The 17,918-nt window shown below is 73.4% G+C and carries 22 protein-coding genes; 15 read left to right on the top strand and 7 right to left on the bottom strand.

The genetic code is table 11. The features are described from left to right. The first annotated feature begins 55 nt into the window (after positions 1-55). The 3 genes from AMK11_RS19660 to AMK11_RS19650 all read left to right on the top strand — a co-directional run bounded on the left by AMK11_RS19660 (position 56) and on the right by AMK11_RS19650 (position 1,791). The gene (locus AMK11_RS19660) at positions 56-460 is read left to right on the top strand and encodes an ATP-binding protein (RefSeq protein ID WP_073728870.1); all 405 of its coding nucleotides are present in this window, start codon (positions 56-58) and stop codon (positions 458-460) included. Positions 461-559: 99 nt separating this feature from the next. Then, entirely contained in the window at positions 560-1,258 is a 699-nt protein-coding gene (locus AMK11_RS19655) for an alpha/beta fold hydrolase (protein WP_073728868.1), read from the top strand. 80 nt (positions 1,259-1,338) lie between these two features. Next, a complete protein-coding gene (locus AMK11_RS19650) occupies positions 1,339-1,791 on the top strand; it encodes a flavodoxin family protein (RefSeq protein ID WP_073728866.1) in 453 nt (150 codons plus the stop codon). A 73-nt stretch (positions 1,792-1,864) separates the two neighbouring features. Here AMK11_RS19650 and AMK11_RS19645 read toward each other — a convergent pair whose 3' ends face one another. The 7 genes from AMK11_RS19645 to AMK11_RS19615 form a co-directional block, all read right to left on the bottom strand. Next, on the bottom strand, positions 1,865-2,524 hold the full coding sequence (locus tag AMK11_RS19645) for a fasciclin domain-containing protein (protein ID WP_073728864.1): 660 nt from the start codon (positions 2,522-2,524) through the stop codon (positions 1,865-1,867). Between the two features lie 410 nt (positions 2,525-2,934). Continuing rightward, on the bottom strand, positions 2,935-3,867 hold the full coding sequence (locus AMK11_RS19640) for a M56 family metallopeptidase (protein ID WP_073728862.1): 933 nt from the start codon (positions 3,865-3,867) through the stop codon (positions 2,935-2,937). A gap of 6 nt (positions 3,868-3,873) precedes the next feature. Further along, entirely contained in the window at positions 3,874-4,302 is a 429-nt protein-coding gene (locus AMK11_RS19635) for a BlaI/MecI/CopY family transcriptional regulator (protein WP_079187541.1), read from the bottom strand. A gap of 73 nt (positions 4,303-4,375) precedes the next feature. Beyond that, the gene (locus tag AMK11_RS19630; protein ID WP_073729095.1) at positions 4,376-6,067 is read right to left on the bottom strand and encodes a hypothetical protein; all 1,692 of its coding nucleotides are present in this window, start codon (positions 6,065-6,067) and stop codon (positions 4,376-4,378) included. Positions 6,068-6,197: 130 nt separating this feature from the next. Then, entirely contained in the window at positions 6,198-6,884 is a 687-nt protein-coding gene (locus AMK11_RS19625) for a lytic polysaccharide monooxygenase auxiliary activity family 9 protein (protein WP_073728858.1), read from the bottom strand. Positions 6,885-7,115: 231 nt separating this feature from the next. Further along, positions 7,116-9,110 (bottom strand): DUF1996 domain-containing protein, encoded by a 1,995-nt coding sequence (locus AMK11_RS19620; RefSeq protein WP_073729093.1) that lies wholly within the window; start codon positions 9,108-9,110, stop codon positions 7,116-7,118. A 218-nt stretch (positions 9,111-9,328) separates the two neighbouring features. Next, on the bottom strand, positions 9,329-10,342 hold the full coding sequence (locus AMK11_RS19615) for a zinc-binding dehydrogenase (protein ID WP_073728856.1): 1,014 nt from the start codon (positions 10,340-10,342) through the stop codon (positions 9,329-9,331). A 162-nt stretch (positions 10,343-10,504) separates the two neighbouring features. On the opposite strand from AMK11_RS19615, the gene AMK11_RS19610 reads away from it, so the two are divergent. From AMK11_RS19610 to AMK11_RS19555, 12 genes are all read left to right on the top strand, one after another. Continuing rightward, positions 10,505-11,095, top strand: coding sequence for a TetR/AcrR family transcriptional regulator (locus AMK11_RS19610; protein ID WP_079187539.1), 591 nt, complete (start codon positions 10,505-10,507; stop codon positions 11,093-11,095). A gap of 114 nt (positions 11,096-11,209) precedes the next feature. Continuing rightward, positions 11,210-11,659 (top strand): hypothetical protein, encoded by a 450-nt coding sequence (locus AMK11_RS19605; protein WP_073728852.1) that lies wholly within the window; start codon positions 11,210-11,212, stop codon positions 11,657-11,659. An 11-nt stretch (positions 11,660-11,670) separates the two neighbouring features. Further along, a complete protein-coding gene (locus AMK11_RS19600; protein ID WP_073728850.1) occupies positions 11,671-12,471 on the top strand; it encodes an SDR family NAD(P)-dependent oxidoreductase in 801 nt (266 codons plus the stop codon). Positions 12,472-12,539: 68 nt separating this feature from the next. Beyond that, a complete protein-coding gene (locus tag AMK11_RS19595; protein WP_073728848.1) occupies positions 12,540-13,235 on the top strand; it encodes a class I SAM-dependent methyltransferase in 696 nt (231 codons plus the stop codon). Between the two features lie 95 nt (positions 13,236-13,330). Next, positions 13,331-13,648: a gas vesicle protein GvpO gene (gene gvpO, locus AMK11_RS19590; protein WP_073729091.1), complete on the top strand. Its 318-nt coding sequence runs from the start codon at positions 13,331-13,333 to the stop codon at positions 13,646-13,648. A gap of 34 nt (positions 13,649-13,682) precedes the next feature. Continuing rightward, positions 13,683-14,201: a gas vesicle structural protein GvpA gene (locus tag AMK11_RS19585; RefSeq protein ID WP_073728846.1), complete on the top strand. Its 519-nt coding sequence runs from the start codon at positions 13,683-13,685 to the stop codon at positions 14,199-14,201. Next, entirely contained in the window at positions 14,198-14,986 is a 789-nt protein-coding gene (locus AMK11_RS19580) for a GvpL/GvpF family gas vesicle protein (protein WP_073728844.1), read from the top strand. Before AMK11_RS19585 ends, AMK11_RS19580 begins: the two co-directional genes overlap by 4 nt. Before the next feature lie 4 nt (positions 14,987-14,990). Further along, the gene (locus tag AMK11_RS19575; protein WP_073728842.1) at positions 14,991-15,269 is read left to right on the top strand and encodes a gas vesicle protein GvpG; all 279 of its coding nucleotides are present in this window, start codon (positions 14,991-14,993) and stop codon (positions 15,267-15,269) included. Continuing rightward, on the top strand, positions 15,266-15,859 hold the full coding sequence (locus tag AMK11_RS19570; RefSeq protein WP_073728840.1) for a hypothetical protein: 594 nt from the start codon (positions 15,266-15,268) through the stop codon (positions 15,857-15,859). Before AMK11_RS19575 ends, AMK11_RS19570 begins: the two co-directional genes overlap by 4 nt. Further along, a complete protein-coding gene (locus tag AMK11_RS19565; protein WP_073728838.1) occupies positions 15,856-16,689 on the top strand; it encodes an SRPBCC family protein in 834 nt (277 codons plus the stop codon). Before AMK11_RS19570 ends, AMK11_RS19565 begins: the two co-directional genes overlap by 4 nt. Before the next feature lie 18 nt (positions 16,690-16,707). Beyond that, positions 16,708-17,076, top strand: coding sequence for a gas vesicle protein (locus AMK11_RS19560; protein ID WP_073728836.1), 369 nt, complete (start codon positions 16,708-16,710; stop codon positions 17,074-17,076). Further along, positions 17,073-17,912: a GvpL/GvpF family gas vesicle protein gene (locus AMK11_RS19555; protein WP_073728834.1), complete on the top strand. Its 840-nt coding sequence runs from the start codon at positions 17,073-17,075 to the stop codon at positions 17,910-17,912. The genes AMK11_RS19560 and AMK11_RS19555 overlap by 4 nt, the downstream gene beginning before the upstream one ends. The last annotated feature ends 6 nt before the right edge of the window (positions 17,913-17,918 follow it).

The following is a 17,918-nucleotide window of genomic DNA, read 5'->3' as shown; positions in this document are numbered from 1 at the left end:
GCCGCCGTGCGGCAACGAATCACTCAGGGAGAGAGATGAAAAGGGATGAAGCATCATGAAAGCGACCTGCGAACTGGCCGGCTGCCGGGACAGCCAAAGCGCGCGCTTGGTGCGCGACGGTGTGCGGGACCAGTTGGACCGCTGGGGAACCGGCGCACTCGCCCCCGACGCGGAGCTGGTCGTCACCGAACTGCTGAGCAACGCCCTGCGGCACGGAAGGCCCCCGGTGCGCGTGGCACTGACCATCCTCTGCGCGCCGCACGGCCGGCCCTCGGTGCGCGTGGAGGTCACCGACGCCGGTGCCGCCTTCGACACCGGCCGCGTCCGGGGCCGGTGGCGGCATCCGTCGTTCGGCTGGGCGGAGTCCGGCCGGGGGCTGTTCCTCGTCGACGCACTGTGCTCCCGCTGGGACGACCGGCCGGTCGGTGGCGGGCACACTGTGTGGGCGGACCTGGGCTGACGACCGGGCGAATGCACCCATCCGCCCGCCGCGCGGCAACGGATCACGGATGATCGCCGCTGGTCGGTGCCGACCGGCGGGAATGACGAGGGGGAGCACATGAGCACGCACGACGAGGCGTCGACGAGGGCGCTGGTCGTACGCCGCCGGCCGGCGCGGGCGCGTGCGGCCGTGCTGGTGCTGCACGGCGGCCGGGCGGAGAGCCGCCGGACCGCACGGCCCTGGCACCTGGCAGCGCTGCGGATGCACCCTTTCCTGCGCACCCTGAGGTCACGGACCGACCGGGACGACGTGCTGCTGGGTCAGGTGCGCTACCGCCGGCGCGGCTGGAACGGCGCGGGCGCGGAGCCCCTGGAGGACACCGTGCGGGCGCTCGCCGAGCTGCGTGAACTGGTGGGTGACGTGCCGGTGGTGCTGCTGGGGCACTCCATGGGCGGCCGGGCCGCCCTGCGGGCCGCGGACGCTCCTCAGGTGCGCGGTGTGGTGGCCCTCGCTCCCTGGTGCCCGCCCGGCGAGCCCGTCGCGCAGTTGCGGGACCGGCACGTCCTCGTCCTGCACGGAAGCCGCGACCGGATCACCGACCCCGGGGAGTCCGCCGCGTACGTCTCCCGCGCCCGCGCCGCCGGCGCCCTGGCCGGCATGCTGCTGGTGGCGGGCGGCGACCACGCCATGCTCCGCCACCACGGCCGCTGGCACCACACGGCGACCTCGGCGGTGGCCCACCTCCTCGCCCCCGGCACGGCCCCCTCCGGGCTCTTCACCCGGGCCACCACGACCGTCGATCCCGTGGTTCTGTGACGGCGCCGTGCCGGTGGGTGGGCAGCGGACCGGGGTGGCGTTCCTTGCCCCCGCGGGGCGTCGGACGGCAGGCTTCGGGTGTGACCACTTTGCTGATCGTGCACCACACGCCGTCGCCGAACTGTCAGGCGATGCTGGAATCCGTCGTGTCCGGGGCGACCGATCCGGAAATCGAGGGCGTACGGGTGGTCCGGCGCGCGGCGCTGGCGGCGACCGCGGCCGACGTGCTGGAGGCCGACGGATACGTGCTGGGCACGCCGGCCAACCTGGGTTACATGTCGGGGGCGCTGAAGCACTTCTTCGACCAGGTCTACTACCCCTGCCTCGACGAGACGCGGGGCCGCCCGTTCGGCTACTACGTGCACGGCGGCAGCGACACCACCGGCGCGGTGCGCGGCATCGAGGCGGTCACCACGGGCCTCGGCTGGCAGCGGGCGGCGCCGGCGGTGACCGTGGCCGGTGAGCCCGGCAAGGCCGATCTCGAGGCCTGCTGGGAGCTGGGGGCCGCGCTCGCCGCCGGGCTGATGGACTGAACCGGAGGCAGGCACGGGGCGGCGCCGGGTGCGGCCGTCTGCCCGACCGCACCCGGCGCCGTCCGCCCGCGTGTCAGCTCTTGGGCATGAGGACGGTGTCGATGATGTACACGTTGGCGTTGGCGGTCTTCACGTTGCCGCAGACGACCTTCGCGGAATCGTTGACCGTGTAGGCCTCGTCGGAGCCGGAGGTGGTCAGCTTCGACTTCTGCAGCGTCTCGAAGGAGCCGTTCTCCAGGTCCCTCGGCGCGAGCTTCTGGCCCACGACGTGGTAGGTCAGGATGTTGGTGAGCATCTCCTTGTCGGCCAGCACCTTGTCCAGGTCGGCCTTCGGGATCTTGGCGAAGGCGTCGTTGGTCGGGGCGAACACCGTGATGTTCTCGGCGTTGTTGAGCGTGTCGACGAGGCCGGCCTTCTTCACCGCCGTCACCAGGGTGGACAGGGCCGGGTTGTTGGAGGCGGCGGTGGCCACCGGGTCCTTGGCCATGCCGTCGAAGGAACCGGCGCCCTCCTTCGGCACGGAGGAACAGGCCGGGCCGAACGGCTCGTCGGCGCCGGCCATGTCGCCGCCGTCACCGGCGGACTGGTCGTCGGTGGCGGCGGGGGCGGAGGAGGCCGCCTGGGCGGAGTCCGACGAGCCGCTGTCGCCGTCGTCGGAGCAGGCGACCAGGGCCAGGGGCAGGATGGCGGCCGCGGCGACGGCGACGGCGGAGCGGCGAATACGGGCGTTCATGGATTCTCCCGGATAAAAGGGCAGCACTGAGGCCGCGTTGGTGCGGAGTACGGTGAAGTGGTGGTCGGTCGGCGGGGTGCGCGGCCCCGCCCGTCGTCAGTCGACGGACCCGCGCCGGTCCCCGTCGGCGTCCCTCTTCGCGGCGAGCGCACTCGGAGGTTCCGCGCTCGCCGCGGGGCCGACCCCGCTCGACGGGGTTCCCGGCGCGGGCGTGTGAGGGCCGAGCCGCCCCGCGCGTATGGACGGCAAGGAGGACGGTCGGTCGGTGCGCTGTCGGTGTGTCCTCGGTTCTTCCCTCACACGGGGAATCCGGAGCCGGGCCGGCGCCGGATTGGCCGCTCACCCGATCGAGTGAAAATGTTCTGCGACTGAGCCTGTGACCTGCGTCTTCTCCGGGGAAAGAAGGTCCCTCAGAGAGGAGTGGCGGCGCGCAGGATCAGGAACATCGTGACGGCGGCGTTCGCCGACGACATCGCCGACACGGCGGTTCCGGCGGCCGCGGCCCACGCCGCCAGGCCCACCGAGGTGAACAGCGAGGGCCAGGTGCGGACCGCGGGAGCCGGCCCCAGCAGCGCCGCGACCCGGCGCGGCACCGGGCCGGGCGCCGCGAGCCCGGCGAGCGTGGCCACGGGGGTGCCCCGGGAGACGAGGGCCGCCTTGCCGATCGCCGTCGCCACCGCGCGGCGGTCGCCGACCACTCGCGCGGCCGCCTCGTCGGCCCACCGCTCCGCCGTGTAGGCCACGGCGGTCCGCAGGGGCCGCAGGAAGGGGTTGGCCAGCGCGGCGAGCCGGACGGCGAGCAGGAAGCGGTGGTGGCGGGCGGCCAGGTGGGCCCGCTCGTGCGCGAACAGCGCTCGGCGCTCGGCCGGTTCGAGACGGTCGAGCAGGGCCGTGCTCACCACCACCCGGTCCCGGCGCCCGCCGGGCAGCGCGTACGCGTAGGGCACCTCGTCCGGCAGCACGGCCACCCCGGTGCCCGGCAGCCCGGCCAGCGCCCGGTGGGCGCGGCGGCGCACCCTGCCGTGCCGCCACAGGGCCCGCGCCGACGCCGCGACCACGGCGCACAGCGCGGGGATCGCCGCCTTGCCGACGACCTCGTCGTACGGCACCGCCGCCCGCACCTCGGGGTCGGACCAGCCGTCGGGCAGGGGGTTGCCCGGCAGCTGGGCGGTGCCGACCACCATCACCAGGGCCAGACACACCGTGCTGCACAGGGCCATCACCGCGGCCACCGCGGTGAGCAGCCGGGTGGCGGTCCGCGGGTGCAGATGCTGTTCGGCCAGCCGGGCGATCGGCCACGCCGTCAGCGGCAGGACCAGCGGCAGGAAGACGAAGACCCCCATGCGGCGTCAGCCGTCCCCCGCGTCGGGTGTGTGGCCCAGCAGCGTGCGCAGCAGCCGCTCGTCGTCCGCGTCGAGCCCGGTCACGAAGCTGGCCAGCACCGCCGACCGGTCGCTCTCCGAGTCCAGGACCTTGCGCATCTTGCGGGCGGCGAGGCCCGCCTGGTCCGAGGCGGCCGTCCAGGCGAAGGACCGGCCGACGCGCTCACGGTCGACCGCGCCCTTCTCCAGCAGGCGGGTGAGGATCGTGATCACCGTGGTGTAGGCGAGGTCGCCGCCCAGGTGCTCCTGCACCCAGCCGGCCGTCGCCGGGCCGTCCGCCTCGCGCAGCGCCGACAGCACCAGTGCCTCCAGCTCGCCCTGGCCTCGCCGCCGCGGACGCCGGTGATCCGTCACGGTCCGCCTCCTTCCGCCGCAGTCCCTTGTCCGAGGCGACATCGTATAGACCGGCCGGCGCGCCCACCGGCTCCGGTGCCCCCTGCCACCACTCCCTCACAGCACGCCGGGCGGGTCAGCCCTCCGGGCCGCAGCAGTCGCCGGTGCCGTCGGCGTCCGGGGCCGTGCCGAGGCGGCAGAAGCAGGAGGCGCCGACCGGGACGTCCGCCAGTGCCGCGGCGAGCCCGAGCTGCTGCGCCACGATCCGTGCCTCCCCCTCCTTGCCCAGCCGCTCCAGGCACTCGTGGAGTCCGTGCAGGGACCAGACGTTGCCGGGGTGCTGCAGGGCGCGCGGAAGGGTGTCGTCCAGGCCGAGGTCGGCCCGGTAGACCGCCTCGGCCTCTTCGACGCGGCCCTGTTCCAGGAGCAGGGCGCCGTAGGCGTGCCGGGTGGGCTGCATCCAGCCCCACGGCTCGTCGTAGGGGAGGTTGTCGTCCAGTGCGATCGACCGTTCCAGGGCGGCGAAGGCGGCGGCGTGGTCGCCCTTGCGGTACTCCAGTTCTCCGTCGAGCATGGCGGCGGCGATGGCGAGGATGTCGGCGCAGGTGTTGTTGAACAGGGTGCGCGTCCCGGGCACCCGGGCGACCGCCTCGCGGAAGCGCAAGCGTTCGGCCTCCGCCTCGTCGACCCTGCCGGTGGCCGAGAGGGCGACCCCGCGGGCGTAGTGGAGCATCGCGGTCGTCACGCAGTACAGGCGCGGGTCCGTGGGCAGCGGCAGCCCGAGGATGTCCGCCCAGCGGCCGAAGCGGATCAGGACGTGCACCCGCATGGCGAGGAAGCCCTCCAGCCAGTCGGCCATGGGCGGGCTCTCGACGCGCAGCAGCTCCTCGGGAACGGACGCCTCCAGCCGCGCGGCGGCGTCCAGGGCGGTCTCGTACTGGCCGAGGAACATCGCGCCGTAGATCCTGAAGTGATGGTTGTGCGCGCGGTAGAGGGTGTAGAAGTTCATCGCGCCGGCCCGGGCGCGGTACTTCTCGTCGGCGGCGATCGCGGCGGCGTTGTCCGACACCACGCGCCGGTAGTCGCCGCACAGCACCTCCAGGTGCGAGGGCATGTGGTTGAGGTGGCCGGCGTCGGGGACCAGGCCGCGCAACCGGTCGGCGACGGTGAGGGCCGCCTCCGGGGTGGCGGACATCTCCATCAGGTGAATGTAGAGGTGCAGGGCGCCGGGGTGCGCGCGCCCGCCCTCGGTGGCCAGGGCCCGGTCGAGGACGTCCTTCGCCTCCAGGGTGCGGGCTCCGTCGGCCGGACGTCCGGTGCGCAGGTCCCACAGCTGCCAGGGTGTCAGGTTCATCAGCGCGTCGGCGTAGAGGGTTGCCACGTCGAGGTCGTCCGGGGCAAGTGCGTGGACGGCCCGCATGCTCTCGGCGTACGGCGCGTTCCACACCGAGCAGTCCTCGACGGCCCGGGACTGCGGGTAACGGGCGCGCAGGGCGCCGATCAGGGCTCGTTCGACCGGGGTGGCGGCCAGGGTCGCCCTTTCGTGGGCGCGTTCGACGGCGGCGTGGGTGCGGTCGACGGTCCGGGTCAGTTCCTCGGCGTCGAAGGCCTCCCACGGCTTGTTGTAGTTCGGGCCGAGGGCGTAGGCGATGCCCCAGTGGGCCATGGCGCAGTCCGGGTCGGCCGCGGCGGCGGCCTCGAAGCAGGAGACGGCCTCCTCGTGGTGGAAGGCGTACGTCCACACCAGCCCGCGGTCGAACCAGCGCTGGGCCTCGGGCGACGAGGTCGTCACGGGACGGCCGTGGGTGCCGAGGTCGTAGTAGTCCATCGGGTCCATGAGGGGACGTATACCGCAGCCCGCGGCGGCCGCGGCGTACCTCGCCGGGACTGTCACACCGACCGGTGTCCCCGCCGGACGCGGTGCGCCCGGCGGGGGTGGGGGGACGGGGTGGCGCGGATCAGCCGAAGTCGACGTCGCTGCACAGGAAGTACGTCTGGTCCATGTGCGACGCCTGCCAGATCGTGTACACGACGTGCCGGCCGCTCAGGCCCGAGGTGCTCACCGGGATCTCGTAGTTCTGGCTGGGGGCGTAGCTGCCCGTGGTGGTGAGCAGCTGGAGGTCGTCCCAGCCGAGGGCCTGCGTGGTCGGGTCAAAGCCCTGCCGGGAGACGTAGACCTTGAAGTAGTCGGCACCGTGGCTGGCCTGGTCGTACAGCTTGACGGTGAAGTCGTCCGCCACCGCGGTGGTCTTCCAGGCGCCGACGGTGTCCAGGGAGTTGTAGCGCCCGCCCTCGGTACGGCCGCCGCTGCACAGCTGACCGTCGGGTACGACGGCCTCGAAGTTGCCGCCGGAGCCGTTGCGGTACAAGCCGTTCCAGTTCCACATGGCGTTGGGGTTGTCCTGCCATGCCTGCCAGCACATGGGGTCTTCCTGGGCCATGGCGGGGTTCTGGAAGTCGTCGCCCCAGCGCAGCCAGCAGCCGTAGTTGCGGGAGGCGGGGTCGACGACCGAACCGTGGGCGACGGCGGTGCCGCTCCAGGGGATCAGGGCGAGCAGCGCGGCGGTCAGGGCACCGAGGGCGAGGGTCGCGGCCCGGCGGACTCTCCCGGCGGGGCCTTTAATGGCGTGATCATGACAAGCCATGACGTCCTTCTCTCGTGGGGGGACGGTGTGGGCGGACAAGGGTGAGAGCGCCAGTGGGAGCGCTCCCAAAATCGGTTCGGAGACCAGGCTGCGCCCGGGGAGAGGGAATGGCAATAGTTGAAATGCGCCACTTCCCGTCGGGCGGTGGCAGGTTCGCTTCGGTCGGCACGTCGGGTGGGCGGGGCCGGCGTCCCGCCCACCCGACGTCCGCGTCATGGCGTCACGCGGGTTTCACAGCGCACGCTTGCGGGAGCGGAACAGCAGCACGCAGCCCCCGGCGAAGAGGACGCCTCCAACGGCCGCAGGCCACAGACCCATGCCTGATCCCGTCTCGGCGAGTCCGCCCTGGGCCGCCTGGGGCTCGGTCGCGGAACCCGGGGCCACGTCGTCACTGCCGTCGTCGCCACCGCCCGGGCCCTGGGTCCCCCGGGGTGCGGCTGTGGCGTCGTTCCGGTCGTCCGGGGTCGCGGCGGGCGTCGTGGCCGCCCGGGGCTCGACGCTCGGGGAGGTGGCGCCGGCCTGCGGGGTGTCGGTCCGCGGGGCGTCGTCGTCCTGACCTCCGTTGTCCTGACCTCCGTTGTCCTGACCTCCGTTGTCCTGACCTCCGTTGTCCTCACCGCCGTTCTCCTTGACCGGAGGGGCGGGCCGGCCGTCGTCGTACTCGCCCTGTCCCGAGTCCGCGGGCGCCGAAGCAGTGGCGGTCTGCTCGGCCGGGGGCTCGGAGGCACCGGGTTCCTCGGTGGGCTGCTCCTGCGGGTCCTCGCCCTGGTCCCCGCCCTGACCCTGATCCGGGGGCGCGCCCGCACCGCACTCGCGGCCGTCGTTGATGCAGTCGGCCATCTCCCGCATCAGGTCCTCGTCGAAGACGTTGATGAAGTCGCTGTGGTCCGTCACCGGTTTGTGCAGCTGCTCGGGGAACGAGTCCACGGCGAACAGCGGAACCGTCTTCCCCCCGTCCTGGAGGCTTGGCGCGTCCACGTCGTACACGATCCGCTGCACCAGGCGGGGAATGGGCCGGAACCCGTCCGGGCAGCTTCCGTCGGCGGCGGCGAAGGCCACGTGGGTGCGGTGGTTGGCGCTGTCGATGTTGCGGCCGTCCCAGCAGCTCTGGAAGGTGAAGGTGCGTACCACGTCGCTGCCCGAGGGGCAGAGCGGGTACTTGTCCTTCAGCTGCCGGTCCTCGAAGCCGGTGCAGCTCCAGGAGGCGTTGGCGTTCGCGTCGCCGTTGACGAACGCCTTCGCGTCGCCGGTGATGATGCGCAGCAGCCGTGGCATCTCCGTGACCTTGCCCTGCTCGTTGCCCTCGAAGGTCAGCGTGACCGCGGCCGGCGTGACGATCTCACCGGCGTTGCCCTCGATGCCGCCGCCGGGCGACTGGGCGTCCTGTTCGACGGTGCCGTTCTGGAGGCGGAGCACAGGCCAGTAGTACGAGGACTTGTCGCCCTGGTCTGCGCAGCTGGTGTCGGCGGCGGCCAGGTCCTCGTCGCTGGAGAAGGCGTCGTTGTCCTGGTTGCCGACGTAGTCGTGGAAGTGGTGGGCGCCGTTGCTGACGCCGGGGGCGGCGATCAGGTTGTCCGAGTTGAACAGGCCTTCGGCGTTGACTCCGCAACTGGTGGAGAAGGAGCCGTCGGAGGAGTCGGGCTGCCGCGGTGCCTCGACGACGTTCGGCTGGATCGACTTGATGTCGGCGTAGTCCGCCGCGACGGGACCGTTGCCCGCCTGTCCGCCGTTGCCGGGCGGCTGCTGCCCGCCGCCGTCCTGCCCGTCCCCGCCGTCGCCGGCTTCCTTGCCTCCGTCGTCCTGCTGCCGGCGCTCCTGGTCCGGGCTGCCGCTGCCCGCCTCCGTCGGCGCCACCTCGACGCGGCGCAGGGTGCACGCCGCCTGGGTGTCCAGTCCCTCGGGGCGGTCACCGGCCTTGTCGACGGCGGCGACGATGCGTTCGATCGTCGCGGCCCGTTCCTTCTTCAGCGGGTCGAGGACGGCCGCCTCGTCGAGCTTGCCGTCGTCGGCGGTGCGGGCCGCTTCCTGGAGTTGCCCGTAGGCGGTGGCGATCTGCTGGTCGAGCCGGGCGAGTTCGGTGTCGACCTCCGGCCGCGCCGGCTCCGGTACCGCCGTCAGCCGTTCGCTGAGGTCGGGGCAGTCGATGGTGGCCGCCACTCCGGAACTGCCCAGGGGAACAGCGGTGTCGCCGGCCTCGGTCGCGGAGGCGAACACATTGACGGCCACCAGGCCGCCGCCTCCCAGAATGAGCGCGAATGCTCCGAAGGTCGCGCGCCGCGCGCCGGTCGGGCGTCTGCGCCTGTTGTGTCCCAAGACGTGCTCCTGTGTCGTGGCGGACTCGGACATGAAATGCCCCCGGCTCCATACGGAACCGGGGGCCGGAGCGTTCAGCCGTCCCGGGAATTCTCAGCGATCCCTCACCTCACGGACGCGATCCGCACCTCTCACGGACGCAGGATCAGCCGGATCGGGTCGCCCTCCTTCTTCTCCAGCCGTGCGACGGCCTCGGCGACCTCGGCCAGCGGCAGTACGCCGCTGATGGACCCGGAGAAGTCCAGCCGGCCGCCCTGGACCATCCGCAGGAGCTGCGGCAGCGCGACCGGCATGTCGGAGCCGTAGTGCCCGAGGATGCGCTGCTGGAGATAGCTGAAGCGGGTCCCGTCCGTGACGGTGAGCGGCTTGTCGGTCAGGCCCACCAGGACGAGCCGTCCCTTGGGCGCGAGCACGGACAGCGCCTGCTCGCGTACGGGCGGCACGCCGGCGAAGTCGAAGGCGGCCGCGAGCCCGGCCCCGCCGGTCACCGCGCGTACGGCCTGGCGCAGCTCCGGGTCGGCGGAGTCCAGGGCGAGGTCGGCACCGGCCGCGAGGGCGCGTTCACGGGCGACGGGGCTGGGGTCGACGGCGACGACCGGGCAGGCGCCGACGGCGCGCAGTAGCTGTACGGCGTGCACACCGAGGCCGCCGACGCCCCACACGCCGACCGCCTCGGCGGGACGGACGGCGCCGGTCTCGGTGATCGCGCCCCAGGGCGTGGACACGGCGTCGGGGATGATCGCGCCCTGCTCGAAGGGGATGGCGTCGGGCAGCGGGGTCAGGGCGGTCTCGGCCGACAGGGCGTACTCGGCCCAGCCGCCGTCGTAGTCGACGCCGCGGGTGTACGTGACGCCGTCGCGCACCTCACCGGCGTACAGCACCACCCGCTGCCCCGGCGACCAGGCAGTGACGCCCGCACCGACCTCGGCGATCGTGCCGGAGACCTCGTGGCCGAGGGTGACCGTGTCGCCCTGGAGGAGCAGCGGGGTGAGCGTGCCGTCGATGAGGTGCACGTCGGAGAGGCACACGCCGGCCGCCTCGACCTTGACCAGCACCTCCCCGGGGCCGGGCTGTGGGCGGGGCACCTCTTCCAGCCGCAGGGTGCGGCTCGGGACGTGCAGGCGGGCGGCGAGCATCTGCGCCATGACGGGACCTCCTCGGTGCGGTGGCGACCCCGGACGGCCCCCCGGCGGTCCGTCGGGACCCCAGACGGCTCATCGCAGGTCGACTTGCGTTAACGGTACACCCAGCGCAAGCCGACTTGCTTTGGCCGCTCAACGCAGGCCGGCCTGCTTTAGGCTGGCCGCATGACGTCTCTCGAACCCGCCGCCCCTCCCCTGCGCCGCCGTGGGGAGCGGATGCGGCGGGCGGTGCTCACCGCCGCCGTGGACCTGCTGTCCACGCAGGGGCTGGCGGGCGCGACCGTCGGCGCCGTCGCCCGGGCGGCCGGGGTGCACGAGACGTCCGTCTACCGCCGCTGGGGCACGCGGGAGAACCTGATCCTGGACGCGCTGACCACGGAGCTGGACTCCGCCCTGCCGGTCCCGGACACCGGGCGCGTCCGGGACGACCTGCTGGCCTTCTTCTCCTCGCTGGCCGGGCTGCTCGGTACCGCGCAGGGCCGGGCGCTGCTGCGGCTGAGCGCCGAGCACGACGACACCCTCGAGGACCGGCGCGGCCCCTACTGGAGCGAGCGTCTGGACCGGGCGGTGGTGATGGTCCGGCGGGGCGTGGAGCGGGGTGAACTGGCCGCGGACACCGACGCCGGTCTGCTGGTCGAGGCCGTCAGCGGTCCGCTGTTCGTCCGCGTGCTGCTGAGCGGGGCGCCGCTGGACGACGCGCTCGTGCGGGGGCTGGTGGGCCTTGCTCTGGAGGGGGCTCTTCCCCGCCCGGAGTGACCGCGCCGCCGGGGCCGGGGGCGCGGTCGGCTCTGTTAGGTACCTGGGTTCGGGGAACCCGGGGCGCGCAGCTACCGTCCGCGCGCGCCAGCGCCCACGCCGAGGGAGCCCCGCATGTCAGTGACCAAAGGCCTCGTCGCCGGAGCGGCGGGGACGATCGCGCTGAACCTCACCACGTACGGCGACATGCTGCTGCGCGGCCGGGGGTCCAGCGACGTGCCCGCGCAAGTGGCGGACCTGCTCGTCGACCGGGCCGGCGTCGACCTGGGCGACGAGGAGACCAGGACCAACCGCGAGCAGGCCGCCGGAGCCCTCCTCGGGTACGTCACCGGCCTCGGCGTCGGCGCGGCCTACGGGTTGCTGCGGCGCCGGAGCGGCCCGCTGCCGGACTGGGTGGCCGGCCCGCTGCTCGGCGTGGCCGCCATGGCGGGCAGCGACGTGCCCGCGTCGGTGCTCGGGGTGACCGATCCGACGTCGTGGGACCGGGTCTCGTGGGTGTCGGACCTGGTGCCGCACCTCGTGTACGGCTTCACGACGGCCTCGGTCTACCAGGCCCTGCGGTGAACGGGCGAAGCATGGCGGGCGGCAGGCCTCTCGCGCTGGTCACCGGGGCGTCCAGCGGCATCGGGTACGAACTGGCCGGGCTGTTCGCCGAGCACGGTCACGACCTCGTGGTCAACGCCGAGGACGACCGGCTGGAACACGCCGCACAGCGGCTGCGCGAGACGGGCGCCGAGGTGCGTGCCGTGCGCGCGGATCTCCGGACCGCGGAAGGCGTCGACCGGCTGGTCGCCGCGCTGACCGGGCTCACGGTGGACGTGGCCGCCCTCAACGCCGGGGTGGGGCGGGGCGGCGCGTTCGTCGACACCGATCCCGCCGACGACCAGTCCGTCATCGACCTCAACGTGTCGTCGACCGTGCGGCTCGCCAAGCCCTTGCTGCGGGACATGGTGGAACGCGGCGTGGGACGGCTGATGTTCACGTCGTCCGTCGCCGCGACGATGCCGGGGTCGTTCCAGTCGGTGTACAACGCGTCGAAGTCGTTCGTGCAGTCCTTCGCCCAGGCGTTGCAGGAGGAGGTCGCGGACACCGGCGTCACGGTCACCTCCTTCATGCCCGGACCCACGGAGACCGACTTCTTCCGACGGGCCGGCATGGAGGACACCAAGGTCGGCACCATGGACAAGGACGACCCGGCGCAGGTCGCGCGGCAGGCGTACGACGCCGTCATGAAGGGCCGGGGGAAGCTGGTCACGGGCTCGGCGAAGACCAAGGCGCAGGGCGTGGCGGACAAGGTACTGCCGGACCGCGTCAAGGCGGCCGTGCACCGGAGGATGGCGGAGCCGGGGACGGCACCGGACGCCGACGGCCGGTAGGGCGGGGCCGGCGTGGCCGGCCGGTCACCCGTAGGGGCCCTTGTCGGCGGCCGTCCGCCGGTGGAACGATGCCTGCGGCACCGGCCCGCCCCATCGAAGGGAACGTCGTGACCGACGAGCAGCAACGGCCGCAGGCCGCCGCCGCGTTCGACGCGCTGGGCGCCGACTACGAGAAGGCCTTCGCCGGGTCGAAGACGCACCGGCGCTCCCTGGAGTGGCTGCTCGGACGCCTCGCGCCGGGCAGCCGGGTGCTGGACGTGGGCAGCGGCACGGGCCGGCCCACCGCCGAGATCCTGGCCGGCGCCGGCCACGACGTCCTGGGCGTCGACGTCTCCCCGGTCATGGTGGAACTGGCGAGGCGTCAGGTGCCGGCCGCCACCTTCCAGTGCGCGGACATCCGTGAAGTACGGCTCCCGGACGCCTCGTTCGACGCGGTCTGCGTGTACTTCTCGCTGCTCCAGCTCGACCGGCGGGAGCAGGCGGACCTCGTCCGGCGACTGGTGCGGGCGCTGAAGCCGGGGGGTCACCTGGTCCTGGCCACGGTGCCGCTGGACGTCGAGGGGATCGACGCCACCTTCATGGGCCAGCCGGTGCGGGTGACCAGCTTCACCGCGCAGGCCCTGACCGCCGTGGCCGAGGAGGCCGGCCTGGAGGTGCTGGCGCAGGAGGCGTCGATGTTCACCCCGGCCCACCCAGAGGTCCGGCCGGAACCCCACCTCTTCCTGCACTGCCGGCGCGCGTCCGCCCCCGCGCCGGACGCCTGAGCACCACGGGCGTCACGCCGCGCCCGGTCCCCGCGCAGCCCCGGATGGGGTAACTGCGCACGCGCCGGCCGGGGCCCGCGGCCAGAGTGGGCAGCATGACAGAACCTGGCGAGCGGCGGCGCGGCACGACTTCCACGACCACGCGCGAGCGTTCCGTGCGGGGCGCCCGGGACGCCGCCGAACGCGCCGCGAACGCCTTGGCCGAGCTGATCAGGCACCGCGTCGAGGGGGTCTCGGCGGTGTGCCGGAGCGAGGACGACGGCTGGATCGTCAACGTGGACGTGCTGGAGGTGGCACGCATCCCCGACACCACCAGTCTCCTCGCCACCTACGAGGTCGAGCTGGACCCGGCCGGCGACCTGCTCCGGTACCGCAGGGTCGCCCGCTACCGGCGCGGTGCCCAGGACCAGTGACCGCCGTGAGGCCTGCACCCGGAAGGACCACCGCATGATCACCTACGACGACGAAGTCGTCTGCGCGCCCCGCGCCGGCACCCTCTACGACGTCCTGGAACTGATCCTCGACCGCGGCATGGTGATCGACGTCTTCGTGCGCGTCTCGCTGGTCGGCATCGAGATCCTCAAGGTGGACGCCCGCATCGTCGTCGCGAGCGTCGACACGTACCTGCGGTTCGCCGAGGCCTGCAACCGGCTGGACCTGGAGCACGACGTGCGCTCCAAGACCGTGCCCGAGATGTTCGGCTCCCCGGTCGCCAAGACGATAGGCAGGGCCGGCGCCAAGCGGACGGCCCGCTCCCTGACCGACAAGGTGCGCGACATCCTCACGCCCGAGGAGGAGGCGGCAGAGGAGGAGGACACCCGCTCCAGCGCTCCGGAGCGCAAGTACGCGGAGCGCGGCCGGAGCAGCGCCGAGCGGCCTCGCCGCCGGCCGGCCGCACACCCCCGCGACGAGGACGACCGCCCGCGCCCCCGCCCCCGCCGGCGCACGGAGACGGAGGACGAATGACCGCGCCAGCCACCACCGGAACCGCGACCACCGCCGGTACCGCCAGCACCGCCACCGACCGCAAGGCCCTGTACGTCTACGGCATCACCCCCGCCGGGGTCCGGGCTCCTCGTTCCCCGGGCGTCGACGGCGCCCCGGTGCGGCTGCTGACCGGCTCGGGCCTGTGCGCCGCGGTGTCGCCGGCGCCCCCGCGGCTCCGGCCCCGGCGCCGGGACCTGCTGGCGCACCAGGCCGTACTGGACGAACTGGCCGCCCAGGGGCCGCTGCTGCCCATGCGCTTCGCCGTCCTCAGTCCCCGGCCCGACGCGCTGCTCTCCCAGCTGCGGGCGGACGCCGCCCACCTGTCGCGGCAGCTCGACGAGGTGCGCGGGTGCGTCGAGCTCAACGTCAAGGGGACGGTCGTGCCCGGCTACTTCGCCGAGCTGGTCCGCCGGGACGAGGGACTGCGGTCCCTGGCCCTGCGCACCCGGCGCCGTCCGGACTACGAGGCCAACGTCCGGCTGGGCGAGGCGATCGCCAAGAGCGTCCGCCGCGAGGCACGACGGGCGGCAGGGGAAGTGCTCGACCGCCTGACCCCGCTCGCGGTGCGCACCGTACCGGGCCGTACCGATGACGAGCAGGTGCTGAGCGTCTCGTTCCTGCTGCGCTCGGCCGACGAGCGACGCTTCCGTCAGGAGGTGGACGCCCTGGCACAAGGCCACGGCGACCGGCTGGCGCTCAGCCTCACCGGGCCCCTGCCGTGCTACAGCTTCGTCGACCCGGATCCCGCACAGGCCGGGCGGTGACGCGGTGGGCATCGTGAGCGGCCTCCTGCTGCTGCCCCTCGCCCCGGTGCGCGGCACGGCGTGGATCGCCGACCACCTGCTCCAGGAGGCCCGGCGCCAGGCCCACGACCCGCGCGTCGTCCAGGCGCGCCTGGCCGCACTCAACCGGGCGCTGGACGAGGGCGCCCTCGACGAGGCGGCGTTCGAGCGGGAGGAGGAGCGTCTGCTCACCCTCCTCGAACGCCGGTCCCGGCCGGGCGGCCGCACCACCACCACGCATCGAGCGCAGAGAAGGCACGTATGAACGACAGCAAGGCGGCCCTGGCGGCGGCCGTGGCCGGCGGATATCTCATGGGCCGCACGAAGAAGGCCAGACTCGCCTTCGCGGTCGGTTCCTACCTCATGGGCCGGCGTATGGGCCTCTCGCCCGGCCAGGTCCTTTCCCAGGGCATGTCCGGGCTCCAGCGGAATCCACAACTCCAGGAACTGACGGACCAGCTGCGCGGCGAGCTGCTGACCGCCGGACGCACGGCCGCCACCGCCGCGGCGAACCGCACCCTCACCGGCCTCGCGGACAACCTCCGCGACCGCACCGACGCGCTCACGGGCGCGGGCCGGAGGGACGACGGCTACGACGCGGATCACGAGGACGACGAGGGCTACGAAGACTACGAGGACGAGGGTGGTCCGGACGAGGACGCCTACTTCGACGACGAGGACCGGGCGGAGACCCGGCGGGCCGCGCCACCCCGGAAGGCGGCCAAGAAGGCGCCTCCGCGCAAGACCGCGCCTCCCGCGAAGACCGCGAAGACCGCGAAGAAGGCTGCCGCCAAGAAGACCGCCCCGGCGAAGCGGACCGCGAACCCTGGGCGGCGCGGAGGTGAGCGCGGATGAGCCCCGACCGGCAGGGCGGCGGGCCGTCGCCCCTGGGCGACCTCAAGGACGCGCTCGGCGGCTACCTCTCCGCCACGGGGCACAGCCTCGTCGGCAAGGCGGGGGAACGGATCGGTGGGCTGACCGAGCGCCTCACCGCCTCCGCCGACGGCGGTGGTTCTGGCGGTGGAAGCGGCTCCGGGAGCAGCGGTGGCAGCGTCAAGGCCACGCACATCATGGAAAGCGTCGACGTCGGCGTGCCCCTGCGCACCGTCTACGACCAGTGGACGCAGCTCCAGGACTTCAGCGGCTTCACCAAGGGCGTCCAGAGTGTCAGCCCCCACGACGAGGTGACGTCGGACTGGACCGCCAAGATCGCCTTCTCGACCCGCAGTTGGAAGGCGACCGTCCAGGAGCAGATTCCCGACCAGCGGATCGTCTGGACCTCCGAGGGCGCCAAGGGCAGTACCAACGGGGTGGTCACCTTCCACGAACTGGCACCCCGGCTGACCCGGGTCGTCGTGGTCGTGGAGTACTACCCGGCGGGCTTCTTCGAGAAGACCGGCAATCTCTGGCGTGCCCAGGGACGCCGACTGCGCCTGGACCTCAAGCACTTCGCCCGGCACGTGACCCTGATGGGCGACGACGAGGAGGTCGAGGGCTGGCGCGGCGAGATCCGCGACGGTGAGGTCGTCCGGAGCCACGAGGAGGCGCTGGAGGAGGAGGAAGGTGAGTACGACGACGACGCTCGTGACGACGAGTACGAAGACGAAGAAGAGTACGAAGACGAAGACGACGACGATGAAGACGACGAGTACGAGGAGCGCGAACGTGCCCGCCCCCGTCGCTGACCCCCGGGGGAGTACGCGGTGACGGACCTCGACCACCGCTACGCCACCCCGGACACCCAGCCCTACGCGCCCGTCACCGGCAACCTCGCCGACCTCCTCGAACGAGTCCTCGACAAGGGGATCGTCATCGCCGGTGACATCAAGATCGACCTGTTGGACATCGAACTGCTCACCATCCGCCTGCGCCTGTTCATCGCCTCGGTGGACACCGCGAAGAAGGCGGGCATCGACTGGTGGGAGACCGACCCGGCACTGTCCTCGCGGGCGGCGCGGGACGCGCTCGCCGAGGAGAACGCGCGGTTGCGGGCCCGGCTCGACGCCCTGGACGACGTCCTGGAGGAAGCCCCCGGCAGGAGCACCGAGGACACGTCGGAGGCCGCACGGTGAGCGAGTACCCCGCCGGACCGGCGGCCCCGAGCCTCGTGTGCGCCTTCGCCGTCACCCGCACCGCGCCGGACGGCACCGGCCTGGCCGCGGCGACCGGTCACGAGGAGGGCGGCCCGCTGCGCGTCCTGCGCGCGGGCGGTCTGTGCCTGGTCGTGCAGGACGTTCCGGCCGCGCTGTTCGACGAGGGGGCGCTGGCCGAGCGGCTGAACCGGCCCGACGACCTGGAGCGTTGCGCCCGCGCCCATCACCGGGGCGTGGAGGCCGCCGCCGCCCGCGGCCCGGTCGTACCGCTGCCGATGGCGACGCTGTACCGCGGCGACCGGAGCGCGGAGCAGGCCGTGGCCGGCCGGGAGGCGGCGCTCGACGCGCTGCTCGACCGTCTTGGGGACCGCACGGAGTGGGCGGTGAAGGTGCACGCCGTCGAGGGGCCGGCGGAGCCCGCCGCCGGTTCCGGTGCTCCCCGCGTCCGAGGCGCCGGCGGGCGTGACTACCTCAGCCGGGCCAGCGCGCGGCGCCGCGACCGGCGCGACGGGCACGCCAGGGCGCAGGCCGAGGCGGAGGCCGTGGACGCGGAACTGAGCCGGTACGCCGTCGCCGCGACCCGGCACCGGCCGCAGAGCGAGCGGCTCACCGGCCGGCGCTCCCCGCAGGTGCTCAATGCCGCCTACCTGGTGGAGAACGCGGAGTCGGCCGCCTTCACCCGTGCGCTGTCCCGGCTCACCGCCGACGGGCGGTTCACGGCCGTGGAGATCGGCGCTTCGGGCCCCTGGATCCCGTACTCGTTCGCCCGCTGGGACGAGGACCCGGCGCGCGCACCGCGGGTGGTGGGCGCGTGATCGGCC

This window comes from Streptomyces sp. CB02414 (assembly GCF_001905385.1).
Classification (GTDB): domain Bacteria; phylum Actinomycetota; class Actinomycetes; order Streptomycetales; family Streptomycetaceae; genus Streptomyces.
The sequence above is the reverse complement of the archived record's forward strand: the minus strand, read 5'-3'. Positions and strand labels throughout refer to the sequence as shown.

Excerpts from the sequence above, each read along its gene's own strand:
- AMK11_RS19655 (WP_073728868.1), top strand. The coding sequence starts at position 560 with ATGAGCACGCACGACGAGGCGTCGACGAGGGCGCTGGTCGTACGCCGC.
- gvpO (WP_073729091.1), top strand. The coding sequence starts at position 13,331 with ATGACAGAACCTGGCGAGCGGCGGCGCGGCACGACTTCCACGACCACG.
- AMK11_RS19615 (WP_073728856.1), bottom strand. The coding sequence starts at position 10,342 with ATGGCGCAGATGCTCGCCGCCCGCCTGCACGTCCCGAGCCGCACCCTG.
- AMK11_RS19610 (WP_079187539.1), top strand. The coding sequence starts at position 10,505 with ATGACGTCTCTCGAACCCGCCGCCCCTCCCCTGCGCCGCCGTGGGGAG.
- AMK11_RS19570 (WP_073728840.1), top strand. The coding sequence starts at position 15,266 with ATGAACGACAGCAAGGCGGCCCTGGCGGCGGCCGTGGCCGGCGGATAT.
- AMK11_RS19580 (WP_073728844.1), top strand. The coding sequence starts at position 14,198 with ATGACCGCGCCAGCCACCACCGGAACCGCGACCACCGCCGGTACCGCC.
- AMK11_RS19565 (WP_073728838.1), top strand. The coding sequence starts at position 15,856 with ATGAGCCCCGACCGGCAGGGCGGCGGGCCGTCGCCCCTGGGCGACCTC.
- AMK11_RS19625 (WP_073728858.1), bottom strand. The coding sequence starts at position 6,884 with ATGGCTTGTCATGATCACGCCATTAAAGGCCCCGCCGGGAGAGTCCGC.
- AMK11_RS19660 (WP_073728870.1), top strand. The coding sequence starts at position 56 with ATGAAAGCGACCTGCGAACTGGCCGGCTGCCGGGACAGCCAAAGCGCG.
- AMK11_RS19645 (WP_073728864.1), bottom strand. The coding sequence starts at position 2,524 with ATGAACGCCCGTATTCGCCGCTCCGCCGTCGCCGTCGCCGCGGCCGCC.
- AMK11_RS19635 (WP_079187541.1), bottom strand. The coding sequence starts at position 4,302 with ATGTCGCCTCGGACAAGGGACTGCGGCGGAAGGAGGCGGACCGTGACG.
- AMK11_RS19605 (WP_073728852.1), top strand. The coding sequence starts at position 11,210 with ATGTCAGTGACCAAAGGCCTCGTCGCCGGAGCGGCGGGGACGATCGCG.
- AMK11_RS19640 (WP_073728862.1), bottom strand. The coding sequence starts at position 3,867 with ATGGGGGTCTTCGTCTTCCTGCCGCTGGTCCTGCCGCTGACGGCGTGG.
- AMK11_RS19630 (WP_073729095.1), bottom strand. The coding sequence starts at position 6,067 with ATGGACTACTACGACCTCGGCACCCACGGCCGTCCCGTGACGACCTCG.
- AMK11_RS19600 (WP_073728850.1), top strand. The coding sequence starts at position 11,671 with ATGGCGGGCGGCAGGCCTCTCGCGCTGGTCACCGGGGCGTCCAGCGGC.
- AMK11_RS19595 (WP_073728848.1), top strand. The coding sequence starts at position 12,540 with ATGCCTGCGGCACCGGCCCGCCCCATCGAAGGGAACGTCGTGACCGAC.
- AMK11_RS19585 (WP_073728846.1), top strand. The coding sequence starts at position 13,683 with ATGATCACCTACGACGACGAAGTCGTCTGCGCGCCCCGCGCCGGCACC.